The sequence below is a fragment of the Methylobacter tundripaludum genome (genome assembly GCF_002934365.1).
Classification (GTDB): domain Bacteria; phylum Pseudomonadota; class Gammaproteobacteria; order Methylococcales; family Methylomonadaceae; genus Methylobacter_A; species Methylobacter_A tundripaludum_A.
The window spans coordinates 129,925-154,734 of sequence record NZ_PTIY01000003.1; the positions used below are offsets into that span (position 1 = coordinate 129,925).

General features: G+C 44.0%; 39 protein-coding genes. 8 read left to right on the forward strand and 31 right to left on the reverse strand.

Annotation, left to right across the window (positions count from 1 at the left end; translation table 11 throughout):
- Positions 1-27: 27 nt before the first annotated feature.
- On the forward strand, positions 28-255 hold the full coding sequence (locus B0F88_RS04735; protein ID WP_104422802.1) for an AbrB/MazE/SpoVT family DNA-binding domain-containing protein: 228 nt from the start codon (positions 28-30) through the stop codon (positions 253-255).
- A 121-nt stretch (positions 256-376) separates the two neighbouring features.
- The gene (locus B0F88_RS19635) at positions 377-586 is read left to right on the forward strand and encodes a transcriptional modulator of MazE/toxin MazF (RefSeq protein ID WP_258076570.1); all 210 of its coding nucleotides are present in this window, start codon (positions 377-379) and stop codon (positions 584-586) included.
- A gap of 6 nt (positions 587-592) precedes the next feature.
- On the opposite strand, the gene B0F88_RS04745 is transcribed toward B0F88_RS19635, so the two are convergent.
- Positions 593-1,534 carry a DMT family transporter gene (locus B0F88_RS04745; RefSeq protein ID WP_104422803.1) on the reverse strand — a complete coding sequence of 314 codons (942 nt, stop codon included), beginning with the start codon at positions 1,532-1,534 and terminating at the stop codon, positions 593-595.
- A gap of 280 nt (positions 1,535-1,814) precedes the next feature.
- Between B0F88_RS04745 and B0F88_RS04750 the strand changes: the two genes are divergently transcribed.
- The 6 genes from B0F88_RS04750 (at position 1,815) to B0F88_RS04775 (ending at position 7,511) form a co-directional block, all read left to right on the forward strand.
- A complete protein-coding gene (locus B0F88_RS04750) occupies positions 1,815-2,975 on the forward strand; it encodes an ABC transporter permease (protein WP_104423003.1) in 1,161 nt (386 codons plus the stop codon).
- 3 nt (positions 2,976-2,978) lie between these two features.
- Entirely contained in the window at positions 2,979-3,692 is a 714-nt protein-coding gene (locus B0F88_RS04755; RefSeq protein ID WP_104422804.1) for an ABC transporter ATP-binding protein, read from the forward strand.
- A gap of 286 nt (positions 3,693-3,978) precedes the next feature.
- On the forward strand, positions 3,979-4,938 hold the full coding sequence (locus tag B0F88_RS04760) for an efflux RND transporter periplasmic adaptor subunit (protein ID WP_104422805.1): 960 nt from the start codon (positions 3,979-3,981) through the stop codon (positions 4,936-4,938).
- Entirely contained in the window at positions 4,935-6,398 is a 1,464-nt protein-coding gene (locus B0F88_RS04765) for an efflux transporter outer membrane subunit (protein ID WP_104422806.1), read from the forward strand. Before B0F88_RS04760 ends, B0F88_RS04765 begins: the two co-directional genes overlap by 4 nt.
- Before the next feature lie 81 nt (positions 6,399-6,479).
- Positions 6,480-7,034, forward strand: a complete 555-nt coding sequence (locus B0F88_RS04770) for a cytochrome b/b6 domain-containing protein (RefSeq protein ID WP_104422807.1) — start codon at positions 6,480-6,482, stop codon at positions 7,032-7,034.
- 51 nt (positions 7,035-7,085) lie between these two features.
- Positions 7,086-7,511 carry a hypothetical protein gene (locus tag B0F88_RS04775; RefSeq protein WP_104422808.1) on the forward strand — a complete coding sequence of 142 codons (426 nt, stop codon included), beginning with the start codon at positions 7,086-7,088 and terminating at the stop codon, positions 7,509-7,511.
- 518 nt (positions 7,512-8,029) lie between these two features.
- On the opposite strand, the gene rplQ is transcribed toward B0F88_RS04775, so the two are convergent.
- From rplQ to fusA, 30 genes are all read right to left on the reverse strand, one after another.
- Positions 8,030-8,407 carry a 50S ribosomal protein L17 gene (gene rplQ / locus B0F88_RS04780; RefSeq protein ID WP_104422809.1) on the reverse strand — a complete coding sequence of 126 codons (378 nt, stop codon included), beginning with the start codon at positions 8,405-8,407 and terminating at the stop codon, positions 8,030-8,032.
- A 17-nt stretch (positions 8,408-8,424) separates the two neighbouring features.
- A complete protein-coding gene (locus B0F88_RS04785; protein ID WP_104422810.1) occupies positions 8,425-9,438 on the reverse strand; it encodes a DNA-directed RNA polymerase subunit alpha in 1,014 nt (337 codons plus the stop codon).
- Positions 9,439-9,459: 21 nt separating this feature from the next.
- Positions 9,460-10,080, reverse strand: a complete 621-nt coding sequence (rpsD, locus tag B0F88_RS04790; RefSeq protein WP_104422811.1) for a 30S ribosomal protein S4 — start codon at positions 10,078-10,080, stop codon at positions 9,460-9,462.
- 19 nt (positions 10,081-10,099) lie between these two features.
- Positions 10,100-10,486 carry a 30S ribosomal protein S11 gene (rpsK, locus tag B0F88_RS04795; protein WP_006890467.1) on the reverse strand — a complete coding sequence of 129 codons (387 nt, stop codon included), beginning with the start codon at positions 10,484-10,486 and terminating at the stop codon, positions 10,100-10,102.
- 28 nt (positions 10,487-10,514) lie between these two features.
- The gene (gene rpsM, locus B0F88_RS04800) at positions 10,515-10,871 is read right to left on the reverse strand and encodes a 30S ribosomal protein S13 (RefSeq protein WP_104422812.1); all 357 of its coding nucleotides are present in this window, start codon (positions 10,869-10,871) and stop codon (positions 10,515-10,517) included.
- A gap of 76 nt (positions 10,872-10,947) precedes the next feature.
- The gene (gene rpmJ, locus B0F88_RS04805; RefSeq protein ID WP_081466878.1) at positions 10,948-11,061 is read right to left on the reverse strand and encodes a 50S ribosomal protein L36; all 114 of its coding nucleotides are present in this window, start codon (positions 11,059-11,061) and stop codon (positions 10,948-10,950) included.
- A 35-nt stretch (positions 11,062-11,096) separates the two neighbouring features.
- On the reverse strand, positions 11,097-12,398 hold the full coding sequence (gene secY / locus B0F88_RS04810; protein WP_104423004.1) for a preprotein translocase subunit SecY: 1,302 nt from the start codon (positions 12,396-12,398) through the stop codon (positions 11,097-11,099).
- A 21-nt stretch (positions 12,399-12,419) separates the two neighbouring features.
- Positions 12,420-12,854, reverse strand: coding sequence for a 50S ribosomal protein L15 (gene rplO / locus B0F88_RS04815; protein WP_104422813.1), 435 nt, complete (start codon positions 12,852-12,854; stop codon positions 12,420-12,422).
- Complete coding sequence (gene rpmD / locus B0F88_RS04820) at positions 12,854-13,039, reverse strand: 50S ribosomal protein L30 (protein ID WP_104423005.1); 186 nt, start codon at positions 13,037-13,039, stop codon at positions 12,854-12,856. Before rpmD ends, rplO begins: the two co-directional genes overlap by 1 nt.
- Before the next feature lie 5 nt (positions 13,040-13,044).
- A complete protein-coding gene (rpsE, locus tag B0F88_RS04825) occupies positions 13,045-13,551 on the reverse strand; it encodes a 30S ribosomal protein S5 (RefSeq protein WP_006890472.1) in 507 nt (168 codons plus the stop codon).
- Positions 13,552-13,560: 9 nt separating this feature from the next.
- Complete coding sequence (gene rplR, locus B0F88_RS04830; RefSeq protein WP_104422814.1) at positions 13,561-13,914, reverse strand: 50S ribosomal protein L18; 354 nt, start codon at positions 13,912-13,914, stop codon at positions 13,561-13,563.
- A 9-nt stretch (positions 13,915-13,923) separates the two neighbouring features.
- Entirely contained in the window at positions 13,924-14,457 is a 534-nt protein-coding gene (rplF, locus tag B0F88_RS04835; protein WP_104422815.1) for a 50S ribosomal protein L6, read from the reverse strand.
- Positions 14,458-14,472: 15 nt separating this feature from the next.
- On the reverse strand, positions 14,473-14,868 hold the full coding sequence (gene rpsH, locus B0F88_RS04840) for a 30S ribosomal protein S8 (protein WP_104422816.1): 396 nt from the start codon (positions 14,866-14,868) through the stop codon (positions 14,473-14,475).
- A 33-nt stretch (positions 14,869-14,901) separates the two neighbouring features.
- Positions 14,902-15,207, reverse strand: coding sequence for a 30S ribosomal protein S14 (gene rpsN / locus B0F88_RS04845; RefSeq protein ID WP_104422817.1), 306 nt, complete (start codon positions 15,205-15,207; stop codon positions 14,902-14,904).
- 13 nt (positions 15,208-15,220) lie between these two features.
- Positions 15,221-15,760: a 50S ribosomal protein L5 gene (gene rplE / locus B0F88_RS04850; protein WP_104422818.1), complete on the reverse strand. Its 540-nt coding sequence runs from the start codon at positions 15,758-15,760 to the stop codon at positions 15,221-15,223.
- A 16-nt stretch (positions 15,761-15,776) separates the two neighbouring features.
- Positions 15,777-16,094: a 50S ribosomal protein L24 gene (rplX, locus tag B0F88_RS04855; protein WP_104422819.1), complete on the reverse strand. Its 318-nt coding sequence runs from the start codon at positions 16,092-16,094 to the stop codon at positions 15,777-15,779.
- Between the two features lie 13 nt (positions 16,095-16,107).
- A complete protein-coding gene (gene rplN / locus B0F88_RS04860; RefSeq protein ID WP_104422820.1) occupies positions 16,108-16,476 on the reverse strand; it encodes a 50S ribosomal protein L14 in 369 nt (122 codons plus the stop codon).
- Between the two features lie 42 nt (positions 16,477-16,518).
- Positions 16,519-16,782, reverse strand: coding sequence for a 30S ribosomal protein S17 (gene rpsQ, locus B0F88_RS04865; protein ID WP_104422821.1), 264 nt, complete (start codon positions 16,780-16,782; stop codon positions 16,519-16,521).
- Position 16,783: 1 nt separating this feature from the next.
- Entirely contained in the window at positions 16,784-16,975 is a 192-nt protein-coding gene (gene rpmC / locus B0F88_RS04870; RefSeq protein WP_104422822.1) for a 50S ribosomal protein L29, read from the reverse strand.
- Positions 16,975-17,388, reverse strand: a complete 414-nt coding sequence (gene rplP / locus B0F88_RS04875; protein WP_104422823.1) for a 50S ribosomal protein L16 — start codon at positions 17,386-17,388, stop codon at positions 16,975-16,977. Before rplP ends, rpmC begins: the two co-directional genes overlap by 1 nt.
- Before the next feature lie 18 nt (positions 17,389-17,406).
- The gene (gene rpsC, locus B0F88_RS04880; RefSeq protein WP_104422824.1) at positions 17,407-18,078 is read right to left on the reverse strand and encodes a 30S ribosomal protein S3; all 672 of its coding nucleotides are present in this window, start codon (positions 18,076-18,078) and stop codon (positions 17,407-17,409) included.
- 9 nt (positions 18,079-18,087) lie between these two features.
- On the reverse strand, positions 18,088-18,423 hold the full coding sequence (gene rplV / locus B0F88_RS04885) for a 50S ribosomal protein L22 (RefSeq protein WP_104422825.1): 336 nt from the start codon (positions 18,421-18,423) through the stop codon (positions 18,088-18,090).
- A gap of 8 nt (positions 18,424-18,431) precedes the next feature.
- Entirely contained in the window at positions 18,432-18,704 is a 273-nt protein-coding gene (rpsS, locus tag B0F88_RS04890; RefSeq protein WP_006890485.1) for a 30S ribosomal protein S19, read from the reverse strand.
- 12 nt (positions 18,705-18,716) lie between these two features.
- Complete coding sequence (gene rplB / locus B0F88_RS04895; RefSeq protein ID WP_104422826.1) at positions 18,717-19,544, reverse strand: 50S ribosomal protein L2; 828 nt, start codon at positions 19,542-19,544, stop codon at positions 18,717-18,719.
- A gap of 41 nt (positions 19,545-19,585) precedes the next feature.
- Entirely contained in the window at positions 19,586-19,885 is a 300-nt protein-coding gene (rplW, locus tag B0F88_RS04900) for a 50S ribosomal protein L23 (protein ID WP_104422827.1), read from the reverse strand.
- Positions 19,882-20,502, reverse strand: coding sequence for a 50S ribosomal protein L4 (rplD, locus tag B0F88_RS04905; RefSeq protein WP_104422828.1), 621 nt, complete (start codon positions 20,500-20,502; stop codon positions 19,882-19,884). The genes rplW and rplD overlap by 4 nt, the downstream gene beginning before the upstream one ends.
- A gap of 3 nt (positions 20,503-20,505) precedes the next feature.
- Positions 20,506-21,156 carry a 50S ribosomal protein L3 gene (gene rplC / locus B0F88_RS04910; RefSeq protein WP_104422829.1) on the reverse strand — a complete coding sequence of 217 codons (651 nt, stop codon included), beginning with the start codon at positions 21,154-21,156 and terminating at the stop codon, positions 20,506-20,508.
- A 19-nt stretch (positions 21,157-21,175) separates the two neighbouring features.
- Positions 21,176-21,487, reverse strand: coding sequence for a 30S ribosomal protein S10 (rpsJ, locus tag B0F88_RS04915; protein WP_005373966.1), 312 nt, complete (start codon positions 21,485-21,487; stop codon positions 21,176-21,178).
- A gap of 5 nt (positions 21,488-21,492) precedes the next feature.
- Positions 21,493-22,683 (reverse strand): elongation factor Tu, encoded by a 1,191-nt coding sequence (gene tuf, locus B0F88_RS04920; RefSeq protein ID WP_104422830.1) that lies wholly within the window; start codon positions 22,681-22,683, stop codon positions 21,493-21,495.
- Positions 22,684-22,712: 29 nt separating this feature from the next.
- The gene (gene fusA, locus B0F88_RS04925) at positions 22,713-24,809 is read right to left on the reverse strand and encodes an elongation factor G (protein ID WP_104422831.1); all 2,097 of its coding nucleotides are present in this window, start codon (positions 24,807-24,809) and stop codon (positions 22,713-22,715) included.
- Position 24,810: the final 1 nt, after the last annotated feature.

The window sequence follows — 24,810 nt, forward strand, 5'->3', positions numbered from 1 at the left end:
TTATCAATTCAACTTGGGATTTAATGTATGCAAACCAGCAGCCAATTAATACACCACAACCAGACCACCCTTCCTGAACCTGTTCTGGAAGCCCTGAATCTGCATGAAGGCGATGCGATTGTCTTTGAAATTGATCAGGCCGGCGTCCATCTTCGCAAAGCGAAGTCCATCGACTCAGCCTTTACTGAAGCGCTGCACGACACATTGAGCGAATGGAATTCTGCTGCGGATGACGAAGCGTATGCTGATCTTTGAAACATTTTCTGTTGTGGTCGTGCCTTTTCCATGCACAGATCAAGATACGACGAAAAGGCGACCTGCTTTGGTGTTATCCAGCACCTCATTTAATGCTTCAGTGGGGCATTAAGTTTTGGCGATGATTACCAGCGCCAAAAATTCCAATTGGTTGCACGATGTAAATATTTCCGATTTGAACAGCACCGGACTTTCTTCTGCTTCCATTATCCGAATGAAATTATTTACCCTTGATAACCGCTTGATTATCAGAAAAGCCGGTGTTTTGGCTGATAGCGATCAGCAAGCAGTTATCAAAGCTTGCAGTCAGTTGTTTGATATTAATAGTTAGCCGATTTTATACCTTGGCCCGACTAACCACATAAACACCGACCAACACCAAAGCAGTCCCGGCCAGCTGCGCTATCGTCAAAGTCTCGCCCAACAACAAAAAAGCCAGCGCCAACGTCCCTATCGGCCCGATAGAACTGATGATCGACGCCGAACCGGCGCCGATGCGCCTGATCCCGGCATTCATTAAAAATGCCGGAAGCACGGTCGAAAAAATCGCCATGATCAACGCCAACCAATAAACGCTCTCCGGCAAATTCAACAGCTCAACGCCATGCTGAATTACGAAATGCAGGCCGGTCGCAAGACACGCTACGGTCATCGAATAGGCGGTAAAACGCGTCGATCCTATCCGCTTGACCATCATGCCGCTGCCCATCAGGAAAAAGGCAAACGCGATCGCGCTGCATAAAATCAATGACGACCCCAGCAAGAGTCCCGATGATGTCATTACCGTCATGTTGTCGACAAACACCAAAATCATCCCTGCATAACTCAAACCTAAGGCAACAGCCTGGTGCCGGTTAATCGTGCGGCGTTGTATCGCCGCCGTGAACAAAACGACAAAAGTCGGATAAAGAAATAAAATCAAGCGCTCAAGCCCTGCCGAGATATATTGCAGTCCGGCAAAATCAAGCAAGCTGGCAACGTAATAGCCCAATATACCTAGGCCGAAAATCATCAGCCAGTCCAGCCTATTTAAACGTTGCGCATCGTTCGTTTGTGTCGAATCGTTAGCCGACCATAACGCAACCGCAAGAAAAAAAGGCAATGAAATCGCCATGCGCAGCACCATCAAAGTGATCGCATCCAATTGATGACTGTAAGCATAAGCCAACTTGATCAGCACCGCTTTGGCTGAAAAGCCTAACGCGCCGAGTAAAACAAACAGGCAACCGATAATAACCTGACGATTGTTTTGCGGTATAGCGGATTCGGGTTGATGCACAAACTTCTCCTTATAATTGGGAAAACTGCGAATCTTGCCGGAAAGACTAACTAAGTGACTGGGGACAAGACCCGCAGTTGCTTAGCTAAAATGGACTTAATGAACCAAAAAAACAGCACTGCGGCGAAAGCTAATAATTTTTCGCAGCCATCGTGTGTTTTGTTTTAGGGATGAAATCATAGGTAATTGGTTCATGGTTTCTATTCTATGAATACGGTTGTGCGTTGTCAATTTGCGTTGCATGATAAAATTAAGCTTAACCAACAACGAGTTCAAACTCATGAATCACATTGCCTTAAAAATGCTGATGGGAGATCGGGGCAAATATCTCGGTATCGTCATGGGGCTGACCTTTGCGTCGTTAATCATGACCCAACAACCGGCCATTTTTTTGGGAATTATGTCGCGCTCTTACAGTTTCATATCGGATGTAGGCTTGCCCGATATATGGGTCATGGACGCTAAAGTGCAGTTCGTCGATGACATCAAGCCCTTGCAGGACACCGAGCTTTATCGGGTACGCGGCGTTTCAGGCGTGGAGTGGGCCATGCCGATGTACAAGGGGTTGCTAAAAGCGCGGCTGCTCGACGGCACCTTTCAAACCTGCAATGTTATCGGCCTGGACGACGCGACATTAATCGGCGGACCGCCGGTCATGCTGGAAGGAACGATTGAAGATTTACGCCGCAGCGACGGCGTCATCGTCGATATAGACGGCGCCCAGGATAAACTGGGCAAGCCTTCGCCGATACCCGGCGGCAAGCCCATTCCGCTTAAAGTCGGCGACAGTCTGGAGTTAAACGATCATCGCGCGATTGTTGTCGGCATCGCCAAGGTCACCCGTACCTTTCAGTCCCAACCCGTGGTTTACACCACCTATTCCCGCGCCAAGAACTACGCACCCAAAGAGCGCAAGCTGCTGTCCTTCATTCTGGTTAAAGCCAAACAAGGACAAGACCTTGCCGAGCTGACCCGCCGTATCCGTGCAACAACCGGTTTGGCGGCTTATACGCGAGAAGAATTTGCAACACTGACTTATGAGTATTTTATGCACAACACCGGCATCCCGATAAATTTCGGCATTTCGGTGCTGCTGGGCTTTATCGTCGGCGCGGCCATTGCCGGCCAGACCTTCTACAACAGTACGCTGGAGAACCTGCGTCAATTCGGCGTGCTGAAAGCGATGGGAACCAGCAACTGGATATTGCTGCGCATGATTTTATTACAGGCGGTTTTAGTCGGCGTCATCGGTTACGGCCTGGGCGTCGGTTTGACCGCTTTGTTCGGCTATTCGATGCGTCATACGATACTGGCGTTCAAGTTTCCCTGGCAACTGCTGCTGTTTAGCGGCGCCGGAGTCAGCCTGATTTGTATTTTTGCGGCGCTGCTCAGCATAATTAAAGTGATCCGTTTGGAACCGGCTATCGTGTTTAAAGGCTAAGGCATGAATCCGTCATCATTGGCGGTACGCTGCCAGAATGTGGTCAAAGTTTACGATACCGGCGACCAAAAAGTGACCGCGCTGAACGGCGTCAATCTGGATATTGCGTTGGGCGAACTGATGATGCTGGTCGGCCCTTCAGGCTGCGGCAAGACCACGCTGATTTCAGTCATCGCCGGCATTCTGGATCAGGACAGCGGTTATTGCGAAGTATTCGGCGAGGATTTGCTGAACATGAGCAATCAACACAAACTGAATTTCAGGGCGCGCAACATCGGTTTTGTTTTTCAGGCCTTTAACTTGCTGCCGGCACTCAGCGCGGCGGAAAACGTATCGGTACCGCTGATCATCAACGGCATGAAGCGCGCCGAGGCCGAACGCAAGGCCATTGCTGTTCTGGAGCAAGTGGGCTTGGGCGCGCGGGTCACGGCTTTATCTTCGGAGCTTTCCGGCGGACAGCAGCAACGCGTCGCCATTGCCAGAGCGCTGGTGCATAGCCCGAGACTGATTGTTTGCGACGAACCCACCAGTTCGCTGGATCATGAAACCGGGCGCAATGTGATGACCTTGCTCAAGGAAGTGGCTTTGCACAAAGACAGGGCGCTGGTCATCGTGACCCATGACGCCCGGATTTTCGACTTTGCCGACCGCATTGCCGAAATGGATGACGGGCATATTGTTAAGGTTAAAGAAACAAGGGACAAGGCTAAAGGCTAAAGGCTAAAGGCTAAAGGCTAAAGGCTAAAGGCTAAAGGCTAAAGGCTAAAGGCTAAAGGCTAAAGGCTAAAGGCTAAAAATTATGCGGCAAAACTTTCGAGCCTTTTGTGCTTTTCGTGGACAATGACCATTAAGAACATGAAGGACATAAAGACTTAAATCCTTCATGTTCTTCATCGTTTAAAAATAAAACTTCGTGTCCTTCGTGTCTTCGTGGTGATGATTTTTTAGTTGATTTACTGATTATTAATGGGACGTTACCCTAAAACTATCTACAGGAGGTGATATGCAAGTCAAATACACATTACCGATACTGGCGGTTGCCGGATTCCTTTTTGCGTCTTATACGGTCGTTAGCAGCAACAAGCCGACACCGGTTGCTCCGCCCGTGGCCGCGCCCGCCTCCGCACCGTTTAAATCGTTTATTGCCGGGGCGGGTATTGTCGAATCGGAAAGCCGGAATATCGCCATCGGAACGCCCTTGTCCGGCATCGTCAAGACCTTGGCCGTCAAAGTTGGCGACAAAGTCAAAGCCGGAACGCCGCTGTTTTATCTGGACGACCGCGAGACCCGCGCCGACTTGGCCGTTAAACTCGCCGATCTTGCAAAAGCCCGGACGGACGTTAACGAAGCGGAAGCTGCGCTCAAAGACACCAAATCACTGAGCGATCTAGCCGAGGCGGTGACCGACCGGCGCGCCATCAGTTCCGAAGAGCTGCTTAGACGGGGCAATGCCGAGCTTATCAGCAAAACCAAACTGGACAGCGCCAAGGCCCTGGTACAGCAGGCCGAAGCCGCACTGACAACGACACAAACCACGCTGGCCCGGCTCGTCGTTCAGGCTCCGATAGACGGCGAGGTACTGCAAGTCAATATCCGGCCCGGCGAATTCGCCCAGGCCGGAGCCCTGAACACACCGCTGCTGGTGCTGGGCAATATGGACCGGCTGCATGTGCGGGTTGACATCGACGAAAATGATGCCTGGCGGTTTGACAAAAACAGCAAGGCGGTTGCATACCTGCGCGGCAATCGAAACTTTAAAACCGATCTGACTCCGGCTTATGTGGAGCCCTACGTGGTACCTAAAAAATCGCTGACCGGCGACAGCACCGAACAGGTTGATACCCGTGTATTGCAGGCGCTGTACAGTTTCGACCGGAACCAACTGCCGGTCTATGTCGGCCAGCAAATGGACGTATTCATCGAAGCCAAGGATTATGCAGGCAACGGCGGCTCGCCGTTATGATCCGTCGCCCGCTTGCGCTTTTTGCTGTCCTGCTGTTATCCGGCTGCTCCGCTGTCGGCCCCGACTATGAGCGCCCGAAAATCCCGGTTCCTGAGCAATGGACTGAAACGGCTGTCGGCACACAAGCCCAACCGGACAAATGGTGGAAAACCTTTAACGACCCCGTACTCGACAAACTGATCGGCGACGCTATCGCTTCCAACCTGGATTTAAAGCTTGCGCTGGAGCGTGTTAAAGACGCCCGCGCCCTGCGCACCGCGACCATTGCAGCGGGCTTGCCCAGCCTGGACGCCAAAAGCAGCGTCAGCAGGCGGTTCAACAACTCCTCCTCGCCGGCTTCCCAAACCGGCACATCCTCTGCGGGCGGCGGTTTTGGCATCGGCAATCAGTTCATCAATATTTTTCAAATGGGTTTTGACGCACAATGGGAGCTGGATTTTTTCGGCGGCATCCGGCGTGCGGTAGAAGCCGCCGATGCAACGATTGATGTCGAAGTTGAAAACAGCCGGGATGTCCTGATCACCCTGTTGGGCGATGTCGCCCGCAATTACATCGAGCTGCGCGCCAATCAACGACTGATCGCAATCACCCGTGAAAATTTGCATGCACAACAGGAAACCCTACAGCTGACTCAAATCCGGCGACAGGCGGGACTTGCGAGCATGCTTGAAGAAACTCAGGCGCAAGCCCTGGCTGCCACGACAGAGGCGCAATTGCCGAACTATGAAGCATTAGTCAAGCAATCGATACATGCACTCAGCGTATTGCTGGGCAAAGAACCCGGTGCGCTGGCCGTTCGGCTTGACCAGCAAGGCGTTATCCCAACCGTTGCCGCTAATGTAATAGCCAACCTCCCGTCCGAATTATTACAGCGCAGGCCGGATATTCGCCGCGCCGAACGGCAACTGGCCGTCGCCAATGCATCGGTCGGCGTTGCGACTGCGGAGCTTTATCCAAAAATCAATCTGGCCGCATTCCTCGGTTTACAAAACACAACCGTCACCGACTTCACCCCGATCGGAAAATCATGGTCGGCAGCCTCGACATTAACCCTGCCGATCTTCAACTGGGGAAAACTGAACGCCAATATCAACAGCAAAAAAGCGCAATTCGAGCAAGCCTTCCTGAGCTATCAATCCACCGTATTATCCGCATTTAAAGAAGTGGAAGATGCGCTGATCGCCTACAGCAAAGAGCAGGAGCGGCACAAAGCCCTGGCGCAAGCCGTTGCAGCAAACCAACTGGCGGTTCAATTAGCCAACGAGCGCTATCAAAAGGGCTTGACCGCATTTATCGACGTACTGACCAGCCAAACGGCGCTTTATCAAGCCCAGAGCTTGCTGGTCGCCAGCGAGTCCCAGCTTTCCAGTAACCTGGTCGCCCTGTACAAATCATTAGGCGGCGGCTGGCAAACCGAGACTATTGTGGGTAATGTTAATCGATCGCCTGCCGATAACTAGAATAGGTTTCACAGTAATGGTCAGCTCAAGAGCATTTTTCCTTTTACCCCAATAACTTATCAATACAACAGGAGTACAAAAATGGAATCGCAAGCATTCGTTAAAGTATGGGATCTTCCGCTTAGAATTTTTCACTGGCTGCTGGTTGCCGGATTTTTTATCGCTTACCTGACTGAAGACGACTTATTAACAGTACACGTCTGGGCCGGTTATCTGGTGACCGGATTATTGGTGTTCAGATTGATTTGGGGATTTGTCGGCAACGACTATGCCCGATTCTCGAATTTTTTATGCGGTCCTGCCAAGTCGATCGCTTATGTTAAAGACCTGATCGCATTAAAAACCCAACGTTACATCGGCCACAACCCGGCGGGGGCGGCGATGATCGTATTATTGCTGATCAGTTTATTAGCGACGGTCATCACCGGCTTTGCGGTGTACGGAGCCGATCAGGCCGCCGGACCGCTGGCGGCTATCGGCCCCGCTAACGAAAAAATGTGGGAAGAAGTACATGAATTTTTCGCCAACTTCACGCTGATTCTGGTAATTGTGCATGTCGTAGGCGTTGCCGTTGAAAGCTATATACACCGTGAAAATCTGGCCCGGGCGATGCTACATGGATTTAAACGGAAATAGTCGGCAAGCCAGACGTAAACAGCCTATCCCACAAGGCTTTAAAGGTATTTTATGAAAAAAATAATCTTTTTATTAACGACAATTTTTTTTATCTCTGACTGTAACGCCGACATTAGGGTTTTAGAGCAATTAAGGGCGCAGGCACACCAAAGAGCTAAACAGAATATTTCCCAAAACAAGAAACCGAAGAAAGCAGTTAAGACGAAAAAAACTGTCAAGCCTAAAGAAATTGTTTTAAAAGATACAAAACCGAAAGAAATAGTCACTTCAGCAGATCTGGACATTAGAAATGAGCTTGCTTATTTGCCTAATGAAGATAAACCTTTCTCAGGCAGACATGAAATGCACCATTCAAATGGCAAAAGATATGTCGAAACCAAATACAAAGATGGCAAGAGAGATGGATTACTTATCATGTGGGATGAATATGGATATAAAATCGGTGAACTAAACTTCGCAGATGGAAATCAGCTGTGATTGAATCGTGGAGAGCAAGCCGGGTAAAACCGAAAGGGACGATCATTGTATAAAGCTTGCCGTAGCGGACTAATCTAATCGACTTGATTGATGGATACACAAGGGCGGTAAAGCAACTAACCAAACACCTAGAGTGTTAAGCAAGCGCCAATACCAATCCAACATCTAAAGAACTCACAAAGTGTGACTTCCGGCATATTCGTTTGGATTTATCTTAAAAATAAGGGAGAATTGCCGACTAGATAGAAGTATCAGTCTTGTAAGAGGCAAGTGCTGTAAGGGACATCACCGGTGACAACACACGATAGCAAAATGACAGGAAAAGAAAGAGAATTTAATTTGACAGATACTTATCAAAATTAGTACTGCCAGATTAGATTTGAACCATTAGATGAAATTACGATGAGACTTTGTAAATGGACTTCAATTTTATCTGTCAGTCCTTGGAACTAAAATATATATTATTAGTTCCAAGGACCGATTTAATTTTATAAACTGTTTTTTAAATTAACAAACCATTAATCTTCTATAGAAGAACTAGGTCTGTCAACCAGCTCGACATAAGCCATAGGAGCATCATCACCAGGTCTAAATCCACATTTCATAATACGCAGATAGCCACCAGCTCTATTTTTGTAACGGGGGCCTAGTTCATTAAAAAGCTTAGTCACAACATCGCGATCACGCAACCTAGCGAAAGCAAGACGTCTTTTAGCGACACTGTCTTCTTTAGACAAAGTAATTAATGGCTCGGCGTAGCTTCTTAACTCTTTTGCTTTTGGTAAAGTTGTCTTTATTAATTCATGTTTAAATAATGAACTAACCATATTACTAAATAGCGCCTTGCGGTGACTGCTATTTATATTGAATTTTCTACCGGATTTACGATGTCTCATTGTAAGAAGACCTAATGTTAGTGTGTTATTGCGTGAGTTTGATCTGCTAAGTTTTCAGGCGGCCAATTTTCCAACCTCATACCCAAAGATAAACCCTTTAAAGCAAGAATGTCTTTTATTTCTGTTAAGGACTTTTTGCCAAGATTTGGAGTTTTCAACAACTCAACTTCAGTACGTTGAATTAAGTCTCCAATATAAAATATATTCTCAGCTTTCAAGCAGTTAGCTGAACGTACAGTTAACTCAAGATCATCTACAGGACGAAGAAGAACAGGGTCAAATATCTCTTCAATTTCAACCTCCTCTTCTGCAAGTTGATCATTTACTTTTTCAAAATCAACGAATACAGATAACTGATCGTGAAGTATGGTAGCAGCAAGCTTAATAGTTTCTTCTGGATCAACAGTACCGTTTGTTTCCAATTCGATTATTAATTTATCTAAATTAGTACGCTGTTCAACACGCGTACTTTCAACCTGATAAGCTACTTTTATAATCGGACTATATGAAGCATCCAGCTGAAGAGCTCCAACTACCAGACTATGCTCCGAATTTGACTTACGAACACTGACAGGTTCATAACCTCTTCCTCGGCGCACTCTGATCTTCATGTTTAAAACACCAACCTGCGTTAGGTTAGCTATTACCAAGTCTGGGTTAATAATTTCCACATCATGTGGAACTATAATATCCGCAGCCGTAACACAACCTGCCCCATGCTTTGAAAGAGTAAGCTCAGCCTCATCTTTGGAATGAAGCACAACTGCTAACTTCTTAAGGTTAAGCAAAATATCAATTACATCTTCTTGAACACCCTCTATAGTAGTGTATTCATGGAGAACGCCTTCAATTTCAACATCCGTAACTGCACAACCGGGAATTGTAGACAACAGCACTCGCCGCAGAGCATTACCAATAGAATGACCAAATCCCCTTTCAAGAGGTTCAATAACAATCTTAGAATGATTAGGTGTTTTGCTTATTACCTCAACTAAGCGGGGCTTCAGCAAGCCAGAAATAGAATTCTGCATTTATATCCCTCAAAACTGCGATTATTTAGAGTAAAGCTCAACTACTAATTGCTCGTTAATGTCACTGCCCAAATCTACACGATCTGGCAAGGCGCTAAATGTACCTGACATTGCCTTAGAATTAACCTCAACCCAAGATGGAAATCCATATTGCTCAGTTACAGTCAATGCATCAACAATTCTTTGTTGTTTCTTTGCTTTCTCTCTAATAGAAAGAACATCGCCAGGAGAAACCTGGTAAGAAGGAACATTGATTAAAACATTATTTACCTGGATAGACTTATGGCTAACTAACTGACGAGCTTCTGCGCGAGTAGAAGCAAAGCCCATACGATACACCACATTGTCTAATCTTGACTCTAGCAGGTTCAACAAGTTTTGACCTGTAGCCCCTTTCTTTAAGTCCGCCGACTTATAGTAGTTTCTGAACTGTTTTTCTAAAATGCCATATATTCTGCGTAAGCGTTGCTTAGCTCTTAACTGAAGCGCATAATCAGAACTTCTTGTACGCTTAGTACCATGCTGACCAGGACGCTGATCCAATTTGCACTTATTTTCTAAAGACTTTCCTCTGCTTTTCAAAAACAGATCTGTCCCTTCTCTTCGACTTAATTTACAGGTAGGCCCAAGATATCTTGCCATAACAAACTACTCCAGATTTTTATACGCGGCGTTTTTTTGGAGGCCGACAACCATTGTGTGGAATCGGCGTCACATCAACAATATTGTTTATTTTGAATCCCAAATTATTCAGAGAACGGACAGCGGACTCACGCCCAGGTCCAGGCCCCTTAATCATTACATCTAGATTCTTCATCCCAAACTCTAAAGCGACTGACCCGGCCTTTTCAGCGGCAACCTGCGCAGCAAATGGCGTGCTTTTTCGTGAGCCTCGAAAACCAGACCCTCCTGATGTTGCCCAGGAAAGAGCATTACCTTTTCTATCTGTGATAGTTATAATTGTGTTATTAAAAGATGCATGCACATGCACTATGCCATCAGCAACTTCTTTTTTAATACGTTTTCTAGAACGATTTTGACTCGCCATTTACCTCAACCCTCTTTAAAGGAATATCTTATTTTCTAATTGCCTTACGTGGGCCTTTGCGAGTACGAGCATTTGTTCTCGTTCTCTGCCCTCTTAAAGGCAATCCTCTACGATGCCTTATCCCGCGATAGCAACCAAGATCCATCAAACGTTTGATATTCATAGAAACTTCGCGACGAAGATCGCCTTCTACCGTCATCTTCGAAACGACATTTCGAATTAACTCCAACTGTTCTTCAGTTAGTTCTTTTATTTTTATCGAAGGCGCAATACCCACTTCAGCGCAAATCTCACTTGCAGTTTGACGTCCAACGCCATAAATTGCGGTCAATGCAATCACTGCATGCTTATGATCTGGTATATTTATCCCGGCAATACGTGCCATCTAGATACTCCCCTTGGTAGTACTCTAAAGTTAAGCGCCAAATTATAGCATTACATTAATAACGGCGCAACAATTATTATCCTTGCCGTTGTTTATGTTTTCCGTCTTCACAGATAACCCTGACAACGCCATTTCTTTTTACAACCTTACATTTTCTACATATTTTTTTTACAGAGGCTCGAACTTTCACTCACTAACTCCTAGATATTGCTCTTTTGCAATAATTTATTTCTTTAGATTGGCTTTTTTCATCAAGCCATCATATTGCTGGGACATAACATGTGTTTGCATTTGAGAAATGAAATCCATTACAACCACAACAATAATCAACAAAGATGTTCCACCAAAATAAAACGGAACATTCCAGTACACAATCAAAAACTCAGGCAATAAACATACAAGTGTAATATAAAATGCACCAATTAATGTTAATCGAGTCATGACCTTGTCTATATAAGAACTTGTCTGAAGACCAGGCCTTATTCCAGGCAAAAATGCACCCGATTTTTTTAAATTATCAGCAGTTTCTTTTGAATTAAACACTAAAGCCGTGTAAAAGAAACAAAAGAAAATAATAGCTGTTGCATAAAAAATAACATAAACAGGCTGCCCAGGAGAGAGCATTGTAGCTACATCCTGAAGCCAGGAAAACCCATCACTATTTCCAAACCATCCTGCAATCGTAGCTGGAAATAAAATTATACTTGATGCGAAGATAGGTGGTATTACACCCGCCATATTAAGTTTTAGTGGCAAGAAACTACTTTGCCCGGCATACATTTTACGACCTTGCTGTCTCTTTGGGTAATTAATCAAAATCCTTCTTTGTCCTCTCTCTACGAATACAACCAACGCTGTGACGGAAATTGATAAAAGAAACAGCAAAATGATAAATGCCCCATTCATTTCACCTGTTCTCGCCAGTTCCAATGTACCACCTACCGCTTTGGGTATACCAGAAACGATACCGGCAAATATGATAAGTGATATACCGTTACCAATACCACGCTCAGTAACCTGCTCACCTAACCACATCAAAAAAACTGTACCGGTAACTAAAGTAACAGTTGTGATAACAATAAAGCTAATACCTGGACTCAAAACTACCGAAAGACCCCCAGCAGTTTGGTTCTGCAACGCCAAAGAAATTCCAATAGCCTGAAAAGTCGCCAAAATAACAGTTCCAAATCGAGTGTATTGCGAAATCTTACGCCGACCTGACTCGCCTTCTTTTTTTAATTGCTCCATTGCTGGTATAACAACCGTCATCAACTGCATAATAATTGACGCCGAAATATAGGGCATTATACCAAGAGCAAATAAGCTCAAACGCATCAAAGCGCCACCCGAAAACATATTGAACATATCCAGAATTGATCCGCTCTGTTGTTCAAACATAACAGCAAGGGCCTTAGGATCTATTCCAGGAACAGGAATGTGGGCACCGACTCTGTATACAAAAAAGGCTCCTAAAACAAAAAGCAGTCTAGCCTTAAGCTCCGAAAAACCACCAACTTTGCCTGCCACCTGAGCTCTTGAAGTACTCACTTAAACCTCTACTTTTCCGCCAGCTGCTTCAATAGATTTTCTAGCTCCACCTGTTACATTAATCCCTCTTACAACAACAGGTTTGGTCAACTCACCAGATTTAATGATTTTAGCTTTTTTTGTAAATACTGGAACTATATTTGCTGCAACTAGAACCTTAAGATCTATCACTTCAGCAGCTAGATTATTCAATTCGTTTAACCTTACTTCTGCTGAGTACTTGCTTATTAATGAAGTAAAGCCAATCTTAGGCAGTCGGCGCTGCAAAGGCATTTGCCCACCTTCAAAGCCAACTTTATGAAAGCCACCACTACGAGCTTTCTGGCCTTTATGGCCTCTTCCACAAGTTTTACCTAGCGTACAGCCAATACCCCTGCCCACTCTCTTTGATTTCTTTCGAGCCCCTTCACTTGAACGGATAGTATTTAAAAACATTAAACTTCCTCGAATTTTAACATGTACGATACTTTATTTATCATACCTCGGTTTTCAGGTGTATTGAGCACAACAACCGTCTGGTTGATTTTACGCAAGCCCAAACCTTTTAAACAGGCTTGATGGCGCGGTAAACGCCCAAATCTACTTTTTGTCATCGTAACACTTATTTTATTGCCAGTCATAACCACTACCCAATAATCTGTTCAACTGATAAGCCGCGTTTTGCAGCTATTTGGTTAGCGCTATGCATACCTGTAAGACCATTAATAGTTGCTCTAACAACATTAATAGGATTACTAGTTCCAATACATTTAGCTAATACGTTATGCACTCCAACTACTTCAAATACTGCTCTCATTGCTCCACCAGCAATGATACCGGTACCTTCAGAAGCGGGCTGCATGTAAACTTTAGCCGCGCCAGTAGTATTCATAATAGGATATTGCAATGTGTCGCCTTTCAAAGAAACCTTACGCATATTTTTGCGCGCTTGCTCCAAAGACTTTTGTATGGCAATAGGTACCTCGCGAGCTTTACTCACACCGTAGCCGACTCTGCCCTCACCATCACCAACTACTGTTAATGCTGTGAAACCAAAAACCCTACCGCCTTTTACAACTTTTGCAACACGTCTTACATTAACTAATTTTTCTTGTAACCCATCTGCACTAACCTGAGAAGGTGCTGTAGACATCTTATTCCCCTAAAATTTCAAACCGGCTTCACGAGCAGCGTCAGCCAATGCTTTAACGCGACCATGATATTTAAATCCTGAACGATCAAAAGCCACCTCAGAAACTCCGGCAGCAATTGCTTTTTGCGCAATAAATTTTCCAACTTCAGCTGCTGCGCTAATATTTCCAGTATTTTTTAACGTCGATTTAATTTCAGCTTGAGTAGTTGATGCACTAGCTAAAGTCTTCGTTCCATCAGCACTTATTACTTGCGCATAAATATGTTGCGAAGTCTTATGAATTGACAAACGAACAGTGCTTAATTTTTTAATTTTGCTACGCAATTTTAATGCGCGCTTCATACGAGATTGTTTCTTATCCATTACGCTACCTTACTTCTTCTTAGCTTCTTTTCTTGCAACATGCTCGTCAGCATATCTGACACCTTTACCTTTATAAGGCTCAGGTGGACGATAAGCTCTGATTTTCGCAGCAACTTCGCCTACTAACTGCTTATCACTTCCCTTGACAACTATCTCAGTTTGGCTTGGCGTTTCAACTAAAACCCCAGCCGGAACTTCAAAATCAACTGGATGCGAAAATCCAAGTGCAAGATTAAGGATATTACCTTTAGCTTGAGCTCTATAACCCACACCAATCAGGGTCAGTTTTCTTTCAAATCCTGAAGATACTCCAACTACCATATTGTTTACTATAGCTCTTGCTGTTCCGGCTTGAGCAGTAGCTTTTTTATCATTACTGTCCCATTGAACCTGAATTACGTTATCCGTAATATCAAAGCTAACAGCTGAATTAATACTATAAGATAACTGACCATTACTTCCTTTTACAGTCATATTATTACCTTCGAGCTTTATATCCACACCCTTTGGAATATTTACTGGAGCTTTTGCAATTCTTGACATAACCCGGCCTACACCTTAACAAACAGTACAAATGACTTCACCGCCATGTCCACTTGAACGAGCAGCTCTATCGGTCATAACACCTTTCGATGTTGATACAATAGCAATCCCCAACCCGCCAAGAACCTTCGGCAATTCATCCTTAGATTTATAAATACGCAAACCAGGTTTACTAATTCTTTTAATGTTTTCAATTACAGGGACACCTTTATAATACTTCAATTCAATAGTCATTTCTGTATGACTACCAATTGTTTCTACAGAATAGCCCCCAATAAAGCCTTCCTCTTTTAATACCTTCGCTATAGATACTTTTAATTTTGATGAAGGCAGTTTAACGATCTTTTTACCCGCAGATTGCCCGTTTCTAATTCTGGTCAGCATGTCTGCGACTGGGTCTGTCATACTCATTTTATAATCTCTCCAAACTTGATCTAAAAGATCTTACCAACTTGCCTTTACCAAGCCTGGCACATCGCCACGCATCGTTGCTTCTCTTAATTTATTGCGGCTAAGACCAAACTTACGATAATAACCGTGTGGACGTCCGGTTAAGTTACAACGATTACGAACTCTCGATCCGCTAGAGTCTCTAGGCAATTTCTGAAGTTGTAAATGAGCAGATTCTTTATCTTCAAATGAAGCATTAGGGTCTCTGATGATTTCTTTCAAAGACTTACGCTTAACATCATATTTCTGTACTAATTTTTTACGCTTATCTTCACGCGCAATCATCGATTTTTTTGCCATTTTAATGAGCCCTTTAGTTCTTAAATGGAAAATTAAAAAGCCTCAACAAAGCTAAACCTTCTTCGTTCGTTCTAGCTGTTGTTGTGATAGTTATGTCCATGCCGCGCAAAGCATCTATTTTATCATAATCAATTTCAGGAAAAATGATTTGTTCTTTAACGCCCATAGAATAATTACCACGCCCATCAAAGCTTTTAGGGCTCAATCCTCTGAAATCGCGGATGCGAGGTATAGAAATACTTATTAAGCGATCTAAAAACTCATACATCCTATCGCTACGCAGGGTTACCTTGCAACCTATAGGCATGTCGTCACGGATTTTAAAACCCGCAATTGATTTTCTCGCCAAAGTAATGACCGGCTTTTGGCCGGAAATTTTTTCCATGTCGCTAACTGCGGACTGCAATATTTTTTTATCAGCAACAGCGCCACCTACCCCCATATTCAGGGTTATCTTTGTAATTCGAGGCGCCTGCATTACAGAAGCATAAGCAAACTGCTCAACCAATGCTGGAAGAATTTTTTCTTTATATACGGTTTCTAGTCTAGCCATGATCTTTATCTACACCTTACACATCAACAACTTCATTTGTTGACTTAAAATACCTGACTTTTTTCCCGTCTTCTAGAAACTTAAAGCCAACACGATCCGCTTTTTTGGTTGCAGGATTATATAATCCGATATTAGAAATATTAATCGGCATATCTTTCACAACAATTCCGCCCGAAACCCCAGCGTTTGGATTTGGTTTTTGGTTCTTTTTAACTTGATTAATCCCTTCAACCAAAACCTTATTATCCTTCAAAACTTTACTTACTCTGCCGCTTTTGCCCTTATCCTTACCGGTACGAACAATAACCTCATCGCCTTGCTTAATTCTTTGCATTTTAAACCCTACCTTATAAAACTTCAGGAGCCAGCGAAATGATTTTCATAAATCTTTCACCTCTTAGCTCACGTGTTACAGGGCCAAAAATACGCGTACCAAGCGGCTGTAGATTGTTATTCAGAATAACCGCAGCATTGCCATCAAAACGGATAACAGACCCATCCGGCCTACGAACGCCTTTGCTAGTTCTTACAACCAATGCGTTATAGACTTCGCCTTTTTTTACTCTTCCGCGAGGTATAGCATCTTTTATGCTTACTTTGATGATATCACCAATCCCGGCATAACGCCTATGAGACCCCCCTAATACTTTGATACACATGACCCTTTTTGCACCGCTATTATCGGCGACGTCAAGGTTAGTTTGCATCTGAATCATGATTTATTCCTAATTATCTGTTTATTAAATAGCTACGCAATGCTATTTGTTGGCACTTTCCAAGACTTGAACCAATTTGAAGGTTTTATTCTTGGACATAGGTCTGCATGATGTAATGGATACTACGTCGCCTTCATGGCAAATATTCTGTTCATCATGAGCCATCATTTTAGTTGAACGCTTAATGTATTTACCATAGATAGGGTGTTTTACAACCCTCTCAACTAAAACCGTAATGGTTTTATCCATTTTATTACTAACAACCCGACCAGTGATCGTCCGCAACTTAGTTACATTTTCGCTCATTTTATGCGCTCGCCATTTCGTTTAATATGGTATGGATACGTGCCACATCACGTCTAACCTTTTTTACTTGATCTGGCTTAGACAGCTGACCCGTTCCCTTTTGCATCTTAAGATTAAATTGTTCACGCGACAATTCGAGCAACATTGCCCCTAATTCGTCTTTTGATTTTTGGCGTAATTCACTTGCTTTCATTACATTATTGTCCGAGCGGTAAAAAGTGTTTTCAAAGGTAACTTTGCAGCACCTAGAGCGAATGCTTCTCGAGCCAACTCTTCAGAAACACCTTGTATTTCGTACAACATAGTTCCTGGCTTAACTTGAGCAACCCAGTATTCTACACTACCTTTCCCTTTTCCCATACGAACTTCTAATGGTTTTTTGGTAATTGGCTTATCTGGGAATATTCTAATCCAAAGTTTACCGCCACGTTTAACATGACGAGTAATAGTTCTACGAGCCGACTCAATTTGGCGAGCAGTAAGTCTACCGCGACTTACTGATTTAAGACCAAAATCACCAAAACTTACTGATGAGCCACGCACGGCAGTACCGTTATTTCTGCCTTTATGTTGCTTACGGAATTTAGTTCTTTTAGGTTGAAGCATTGTTCTCTATCCCTTCAACTATTTTTTAGATTCTGAATTAATCGATGCTATATGCGCATCCATATCGAATACTTCGCCTTTGAATATCCACACTTTAATGCCGATAATTCCATAGGTAGTATGTGCTTCAGCTGTTGCATAATCGATGTCTGCCCTTAATGTATGCAAAGGAACTCGTCCCTCTCTATACCATTCACTTCGAGCAATCTCGGCGCCGTTTAATCGACCACCAACATTAATCTTTATGCCTTCTGCACCTAATCTCATTGTATTAGTTACAGCACGCTTCATAGCTCGACGGTACATGATTCTTTTTTCAAGCTGTTGCGCAATACCCTCAGCAACCAACTGGGCGTCTAATTCAGGCTTTCTGATCTCTTCAACATTAAGCTGAACAGGGATGCCCATTATTTTAGACACACCCTGCCTCAACGCTTCTATATCTTCGCCTTTTTTACCGATGACGATACCAGGCCTTGCTGTATGTATCGTAATATGCGCGTTATTTGGCGGACGATTAATCTGAATACGACTTACAGAAGCATGAGCTAATTTCTTTTTAATATAGTCCCTGACCGTCAAGTCTTGGTGCAGAAAAACAGAATAATCCTGACTATTCGCATACCATCGCGAATTCCAATCTTTTACAATACCGAGACGTATGCCTGTTGGATGTACTTTTTGCCCCATTTTCTGCCCCTACTCGTATTCTGCAACTTTAACTGTAATATGGCAGGTTCTTTTAAGGATATGATTTGCACGTCCTTTAGCTCTTGCCTTGAATCTTTTCATAGTCGCCCCTTCATTCACATAAACGGTTGACACTTTCAATTCGTCAATATCTGCGCTTTCATTATGCTCCGCATTAGCGATAGCAGATTCAAGAATCTTTTTAATAATCGCAGCCGCTTTTTTTGAACTAAACTTCAATGTATTCAAAGCCTTCTCAACCGGCATACCACGAATCTGATCACCTACTAACCGCGCTTTTTGTGCAGATAGTGGAGCATTTTTTAATTTTGCTGAAACTTCCATAATACAACCTATCTAGATTTCTTATCAGCCACGTGGCCTTTATATGTGCGAGTTGGCGAAAACTCACCTAATTTATGCCCGACCATATTCTCAGAAATCAGAACAGGTATATGCAATCGTCCATTATGAATTGCGATAGTCAAACCTAACATATCTGGAATAATCATTGATCTTCTTGACCATGTTTTAATCGGTTTCCGATTATTAGTACTTACCGCATCTTCAACTTTTTTGAGCAGATGATGATCAATAAAAGGACCTTTTTTAATTGAACGTGGCACGTTAATTCCTCTCTATTTGAGCTTACGACGTCTGATAATCATATTATCAGTACGCTTATTATTTCTGGTTTTATAGCCCTTAGTTGGCATACCCCAGGGAGATACAGGATGTCTACCACCAGATGTACGGCCTTCACCACCACCATGCGGATGATCAACTGGATTCATTACAACACCTCGAACAGTCGGGCGAACACCACGCCATCTTGAGGCACCAGCCTTTCCGAGAGATACTAAATTATGTTCTGAATTGGAAACCTCTCCAATCACAGCGCGGCAATCAGCCATGACCTTACGCATTTCACCAGAACGCAATCTGATAGTTGCATGAGCTCCGTCTTTAGCCACCAATTGGACTGATGTGCCGGCGCTACGAGCAATTTGAGCCCCCTTGCCAGGCTTTAACTCCACGCAATGAACCGTCGTACCCATTGGTATATTTCGTAACGGCATACAGTTACCAGGCTTGACAGCCGTGGTTTCCGAAGAGACCACCTCCTGCCCAACTTCAATTCCTTTAGGTGCAATGATATATCTACGCTCTCCATCCTTAAATAGGATCAAAGCGATATTCGCAGTTCTGTTTGGATCGTATTCCAGACGCTCAACAACGGCAGGAATATCGATTTTATTTCTTCTAAAATCAATTATCCGGTAGTGTTGTTTATGCCCACCACCAACATGGCGCGTTGTTATACGCCCCTGATTATTACGCCCGCCACTTTTGCTATTCTTGCTCAACAAAGGCGCATACGGTTTTCCTTTATGCAACTCATCATTTTTGATGCGCACTACAAACCGTGAACCCGGTGACGTCGGTTTAGACTTTACAATAGCCATGCTTTCTACCGTTTCCTATTGATCTTTTAAAACTTAAATTATTAAGCAGCGGAGAAATCTATATCATGGCCGGGCTTAAGTTTTACATAAGCCTTTTTCCAATCAGATCGCTGCCCCAATGAGCCGCCAAATCTTTTTTGCTTGCCCTTAACGTTTAAAACTTGAACAGAATCAACTTCAACGCTAAACATTAGCTCCACGGCACTTTTAACTTGTTTTTTAGTGGCTTGTTTTTGCACTTTAAAAACAAATCGATTGTCTTTTTCCGCAGCAATAGTGCTCTTCTCAGATATAATCGGAGCTTTCAGCACGCCTGCCAAGTGATATTGATTTAAACTCATGCTAAGCGCTCCTCTATTTGCTTCAACGCACCAGGTGTAGCAATAACTTTATCGGCTGAAACCAATAAAACAGGGCTTAAATTAATCGCCTCAATCACTTCTACATAAGGTATGTTTCTTGACGCCAACGCTAAATTTGCATCTACATTCTCAACAACAATAAGAATTCGCTTCGCATCAATATTTTTTATCCTTGAATTCAACTCTTTTGTTTTAGGGCTGGAAGGTAAAATATCATTACTAACCACCAAGCGATCTTGCCTAAGCAATTCGGACAATATTGACCTGACGCCGACCCGAAACATTTTTTTATTCAATTTTTGATCGTAAGACCTTGGTCTAGCAGCAAAAGCGACACCACCGGTTCTCCACACTGGGCTACGCGTTGTTCCAGATCTTGCACGTCCAGTACCTTTTTGTCTCCATGGCTTTGATCCGCCGCCACTGACATCAGACCGCGTCTTCTGCGCTTTCGTTCCAGCACGAGCGCCAGCCAGATACTTTACAACCAACTGATGAACCAATGTCTCATTAAAAGGCTGACCGAATATCGCCTCAGCCACACCAACATTTCCTGAAGAGTCTTGTTCGTTTAAAGCAGGTATTTGCATACTCATGGCTTAACCTTTATTTCGCATTTTCATAGCGGGCGTAATAATTACATCACCGCCCTTGGCACCAGGCACAGCACCTTTCACCAAAATTAAATTTCTTGCCGTATCAATTGAATGGATAGTTAGATTCTGAACTGTAACTTTTTCAGCCCCCATATGACCTTCCATTTTCTTCCCTTTAAATACACGACCAGGTGTTTGACACATACCAATAGAACCCAAAACCCTGTGTGAGCGCGAGTTGCCATGAGTAGCGTCTTGCATGCTGAAATTATGGCGTTTTATACCACCTGCAAAGCCTTTACCTATACTTTTACCTTGAACATCAACAACTTGACCAACTGAGAATATATCTAAAGATAATTGAGATCCGGTAGATAAATTCTCACCTTCACCATCTTCAAGCCTAAACTCCCATAGGCCGCGTCCAGCTGTCACATTAGCCGCCGCGTAATGACCAGCCATCGCTTTATTGACTCGAGAAGATTTTTTATCGCCCGCCGCTACCTGAATCGAACGATAGCCATCAACCTCAATACCTTTAACCTGAGTAACTCTATTTGAGTCAATCTGGAGTACAGTAACTGGTACTGACGAACCATCTTCACAAAAAACTCTGGTCATACCACATTTACGACCTATAAGACCTATTGACATCTGCCAATTCCCCTGCTTCTTAATTCAATTTTATTTGAACATCAACACCAGCCGCAAGATCCAACTTCATCAATGCGTCTACGGTTTTATCTGTTGGTTCAACGATATCTAATAATCGTTTATACGTTCTCAATTCATACTGATCTCTAGCATCTTTGTTTACATGCGGAGAAATTAAAATCGTAAAACGTTCTTTTTTAGTAGGCAATGGAATGGGGCCTTTAACTTGGGCTCCCGTTCTTCTTGCTGTTTCTACTATCTCACCAGCCGATTGATCAATTAATTTATGATCAAATGATTTCAAACGGATTCTGATAGTTTGATTAGACATATACATTACTCGATTATTGATGCAACTACGCCCGCACCTACTGTACGACCACCTTCACGGATTGCAAAACGCAAACCATCATCCATAGCGATCGGTGAAATCAGCTTTACTTTTACTGAAATGTTATCGCCAGGCATTACCATTTCAACGCCTTCCGGCAGCTCAACAGCGCCTGTTACGTCGGTCGTTCTAAAGTAGAACTGAGGACGGTAACCATTAAAGAATGGGGTATGACGACCACCTTCATCTTTAGACAAAATATAAATTTCTGAGTTGAAATATGAATGCGGTTTAATGGTGCCTTTATGCGCCAATACCTGACCACGCTCAACGTCATCTCTTTTGGTTCCTCTTAACAGGATGCCGACATTGTCGCCCGCTTGCCCCTGATCCAGCAATTTACGGAACATTTCTACGCCAGTACAGGTTGTTGATACTGTCTCTCTAATACCGACAATTTCAATTTCCTGTCCAACCTTAATAACGCCACGCTCAATACGTCCAGTCACTACCGTGCCGCGACCGGATATTGAAAATACGTCTTCGATTGGCATCAAGAATGCGCCATCTACCGCTCTTTCCGGCAGAGGAATATAGCTATCCAGCGCATCAACCAATCTGATCACAGAAGGAACACCGATTTCGCTAGTATCGCCCTCCAATGCTTTCAACGCCGAACCGATAATAATAGGTGTGTCATCACCTGGAAATTCATACATATCCAGCAGCTCTCGAATTTCCATTTCAACCAATTCGATCAGCTCCGGATCATCAACCATATCCGCTTTATTCAAGAACACTACGACATACGGCACGCCAACCTGCCTTGACAACAGAATGTGCTCTCTAGTTTGGGGCATCGGGCCATCCGCAGCTGAACAGACCAAAATAGCACCGTCCATTTGCGCAGCACCGGTAATCATGTTTTTTACGTAATCAGCATGACCCGGGCAGTCAACATGCGCATAATGACGCGTCGCCGACTCATACTCAACGTGTGATGTAGAGATGGTAATACCGCGAGCGCGCTCTTCAGGGGCATTATCAATCTGATCAAAGGCTTTAACTTCTCCACCTTGAAGCTCCGCCATTACTTTTGTTAAAGCAGCAGTTAAAGTAGTTTTACCATGATCGACGTGACCGATTGTGCCGACGTTTACGTGTGGCTTGCTACGTGAGAATTTTTCTTTGGCCATGAGTTAATACCTTTAAATTATATTCAATTTTATGAAGATTTTTTAATAACCGCTTCCGCAATATTTGCAGGTGCTTCATTATATTTTTCAAACTGCATACTGTATGTAGCCCGCCCCTGTGTCGCTGAACGCAAATCAGTTGCATAGCCAAACATTTCCGACAACGGCACTTCGCAGCTAAGTGTTTTGCCTGATGGAGTATCATCCATACCCTGAATTATTCCACGCCGCCTGTTAATGTCGCCCACAACATCCCCCATATATTCTTCAGGCGTAGCGATTTCAACTTTCATTATCGGCTCAAGCAAAACAGGGTCCGCCTTTCTTGCCCCTTCCCTAAAACACATAGAACCGGCAATTTTGAAAGCCATTTCATTTGAATCTACATCGTGGTACGAACCGTCAAACAGAGACACCCTTACATCCAATACAGGATAGCCAGCTAGGATACCATTCTTCAGCTGCTCTTGGATACCTTTATCTACAGCAGGTATAAATTCTTTTGGAACAACCCCGCCAACAATCTCATTAATAAATTCATAACCAGAACCAGCTTCTTGCGGCTCAATACGCAACCAGACATGCCCATATTGCCCACGCCCACCGGATTGCCGCACAAACTTACTTTCCTGCTCTACAGTCTTTCGAATTGTTTCTCTATATGCAACCTGCGGAGCTCCAATATTGGCCTCAACATTAAACTCTCTTTTCATGCGATCAACAATAATCTCAAGGTGCAACTCACCCATCCCCGAGATAATTATCTGCCCAGACTCTTCATCTGTATGCACTCTAAAAGACGGATCCTCTTGAGCAAGCTTAGCTAATGCCAACCCCATCTTTTCTTGGTCAGCTTTCGTTTTGGGCTCCACCGCAATCGAAATAACCGGATCAGGAAAGTCCATACGCTCAAGCACTATAATTTCTTTCAGATCACAGAGCGTATCACCTGTCGTCACATCCTTGAGCCCTATTGCGGCCGCTATATCTCCAGCACACACCTCTTTAACTTCTTCGCGACTATTGGCATGCATTTGCACTATCCGACCAATGCGCTCTTTTTTCTTTTTTATCGGGTTATAAATACTATCCCCAGAATTAAGCACACCCGAATAAACCCTAAAGAATGTTAACGTCCCTACGAAAGGATCAGCAGCAATTTTAAATGCTAGCGCCGAGAAAGGAGCCTCATCATCAGCAGGGCGGACCACCTCACCCTCATTATCTTCCAGATGGCCTTTTATGGCCTCAACATCAACAGGAGCAGGCAAATACTCAATAACCGCATCCAGCATTGCCTGAACACCTTTATTCTTAAAGGCTGAACCACAATATGCCGGGACAATTTGATTGGCTATCGTTCGAGAACGAATACCACGCTTAATTTCTTGATCCGACAATTCCCCTTCTTCAAGGTATTTCTCTAATAACCCCTCATCTCCCTCCGCAGCCGCCTCAACCATATGCTCCCTCCACTCTTTGCAGAGCTCTAACATATCAGCCGGAATTTCCCTCTCCTTAAAGGTCATGCCCATATTGGACTCATCCCAATATATGGCTTTCATTTTAATTAGATCAACAACCCCTTCAAAACCATCTTCCGCACCAATCGGCATCTGCATTGGCACAGCTTTTCCACCTAATCGAGCCTCAATCTGCCCGATAACGCGCAAAAAATCAGCCCCGGCGCGATCCATTTTATTCACAAAAACTATTCGCGGCACACGATACTTATCAGCTTGCCGCCAAACCGTTTCAGACTGAGGCTCAACCCCACCTACAGCACAAAAAACCGCACACGCCCCATCTAAAACACGAAGAGACCGCTCGACCTCTATAGTAAAATCAACGTGCCCCGGCGTATCTATAATATTTATACGATGCTGCGGAAATTGCCCCTCCATTCCACTCCAAAAACAGGTCGTTGCAGCCGAGGTAATAGTAATCCCTCGTTCCTGCTCCTGCTCCATCCAATCCATTGTTGCAGCACCGTCATGCACCTCACCTATTTTATGAGACACACCTGTATAGTAGAGCACACGCTCTGTTGTTGTGGTTTTACCTGCATCAATATGCGCCATGATACCGATATTTCGATAAAACCCTATTGGAGTTTTACGTGCCACA

Coding starts and splice junctions, on each gene's coding strand:
- rplN (WP_104422820.1), bottom strand. CDS start 16,476: ATGATTCAGATGCAAACTAACCTTGACGTCGCCGATAATAGCGGTGCA.
- B0F88_RS04785 (WP_104422810.1), bottom strand. CDS start 9,438: ATGCAGAATTCTATTTCTGGCTTGCTGAAGCCCCGCTTAGTTGAGGTA.
- rplE (WP_104422818.1), bottom strand. CDS start 15,760: ATGGCTAGACTAGAAACCGTATATAAAGAAAAAATTCTTCCAGCATTG.
- B0F88_RS04735 (WP_104422802.1), top strand. CDS start 28: ATGCAAACCAGCAGCCAATTAATACACCACAACCAGACCACCCTTCCT.
- rpsE (WP_006890472.1), bottom strand. CDS start 13,551: ATGTCTACAGCACCTTCTCAGGTTAGTGCAGATGGGTTACAAGAAAAA.
- B0F88_RS04750 (WP_104423003.1), top strand. CDS start 1,815: ATGAATCACATTGCCTTAAAAATGCTGATGGGAGATCGGGGCAAATAT.
- rpsQ (WP_104422821.1), bottom strand. CDS start 16,782: ATGAGCGAAAATGTAACTAAGTTGCGGACGATCACTGGTCGGGTTGTT.
- rpsH (WP_104422816.1), bottom strand. CDS start 14,868: ATGAGTATGACAGACCCAGTCGCAGACATGCTGACCAGAATTAGAAAC.
- rplB (WP_104422826.1), bottom strand. CDS start 19,544: ATGGCTATTGTAAAGTCTAAACCGACGTCACCGGGTTCACGGTTTGTA.
- B0F88_RS04765 (WP_104422806.1), top strand. CDS start 4,935: ATGATCCGTCGCCCGCTTGCGCTTTTTGCTGTCCTGCTGTTATCCGGC.
- rplV (WP_104422825.1), bottom strand. CDS start 18,423: ATGGAAGTTTCAGCAAAATTAAAAAATGCTCCACTATCTGCACAAAAA.
- rpmC (WP_104422822.1), bottom strand. CDS start 16,975: ATGAAAGCAAGTGAATTACGCCAAAAATCAAAAGACGAATTAGGGGCA.
- rplD (WP_104422828.1), bottom strand. CDS start 20,502: ATGAGTATGCAAATACCTGCTTTAAACGAACAAGACTCTTCAGGAAAT.
- rpsC (WP_104422824.1), bottom strand. CDS start 18,078: ATGGGGCAAAAAGTACATCCAACAGGCATACGTCTCGGTATTGTAAAA.
- B0F88_RS19635 (WP_258076570.1), top strand. CDS start 377: ATGATTACCAGCGCCAAAAATTCCAATTGGTTGCACGATGTAAATATT.
- rpsN (WP_104422817.1), bottom strand. CDS start 15,207: ATGGCAAAAAAATCGATGATTGCGCGTGAAGATAAGCGTAAAAAATTA.
- rplX (WP_104422819.1), bottom strand. CDS start 16,094: ATGCAAAGAATTAAGCAAGGCGATGAGGTTATTGTTCGTACCGGTAAG.
- rpsD (WP_104422811.1), bottom strand. CDS start 10,080: ATGGCAAGATATCTTGGGCCTACCTGTAAATTAAGTCGAAGAGAAGGG.
- rplF (WP_104422815.1), bottom strand. CDS start 14,457: ATGTCAAGAATTGCAAAAGCTCCAGTAAATATTCCAAAGGGTGTGGAT.
- rpsM (WP_104422812.1), bottom strand. CDS start 10,871: ATGGCACGTATTGCCGGGATAAATATACCAGATCATAAGCATGCAGTG.
- rplR (WP_104422814.1), bottom strand. CDS start 13,914: ATGGATAAGAAACAATCTCGTATGAAGCGCGCATTAAAATTGCGTAGC.
- tuf (WP_104422830.1), bottom strand. CDS start 22,683: ATGGCCAAAGAAAAATTCTCACGTAGCAAGCCACACGTAAACGTCGGC.
- rpsK (WP_006890467.1), bottom strand. CDS start 10,486: ATGGCGAGTCAAAATCGTTCTAGAAAACGTATTAAAAAAGAAGTTGCT.
- rplC (WP_104422829.1), bottom strand. CDS start 21,156: ATGTCAATAGGTCTTATAGGTCGTAAATGTGGTATGACCAGAGTTTTT.
- B0F88_RS04760 (WP_104422805.1), top strand. CDS start 3,979: ATGCAAGTCAAATACACATTACCGATACTGGCGGTTGCCGGATTCCTT.
- B0F88_RS04775 (WP_104422808.1), top strand. CDS start 7,086: ATGAAAAAAATAATCTTTTTATTAACGACAATTTTTTTTATCTCTGAC.
- rpmD (WP_104423005.1), bottom strand. CDS start 13,039: ATGACTGGCAATAAAATAAGTGTTACGATGACAAAAAGTAGATTTGGG.
- rplQ (WP_104422809.1), bottom strand. CDS start 8,407: ATGAGACATCGTAAATCCGGTAGAAAATTCAATATAAATAGCAGTCAC.
- rplW (WP_104422827.1), bottom strand. CDS start 19,885: ATGAGTTTAAATCAATATCACTTGGCAGGCGTGCTGAAAGCTCCGATT.
- rplP (WP_104422823.1), bottom strand. CDS start 17,388: ATGCTTCAACCTAAAAGAACTAAATTCCGTAAGCAACATAAAGGCAGA.
- B0F88_RS04770 (WP_104422807.1), top strand. CDS start 6,480: ATGGAATCGCAAGCATTCGTTAAAGTATGGGATCTTCCGCTTAGAATT.
- B0F88_RS04755 (WP_104422804.1), top strand. CDS start 2,979: ATGAATCCGTCATCATTGGCGGTACGCTGCCAGAATGTGGTCAAAGTT.
- rpsJ (WP_005373966.1), bottom strand. CDS start 21,487: ATGTCTAATCAAACTATCAGAATCCGTTTGAAATCATTTGATCATAAA.
- rplO (WP_104422813.1), bottom strand. CDS start 12,854: ATGTTTTTAAATACTATCCGTTCAAGTGAAGGGGCTCGAAAGAAATCA.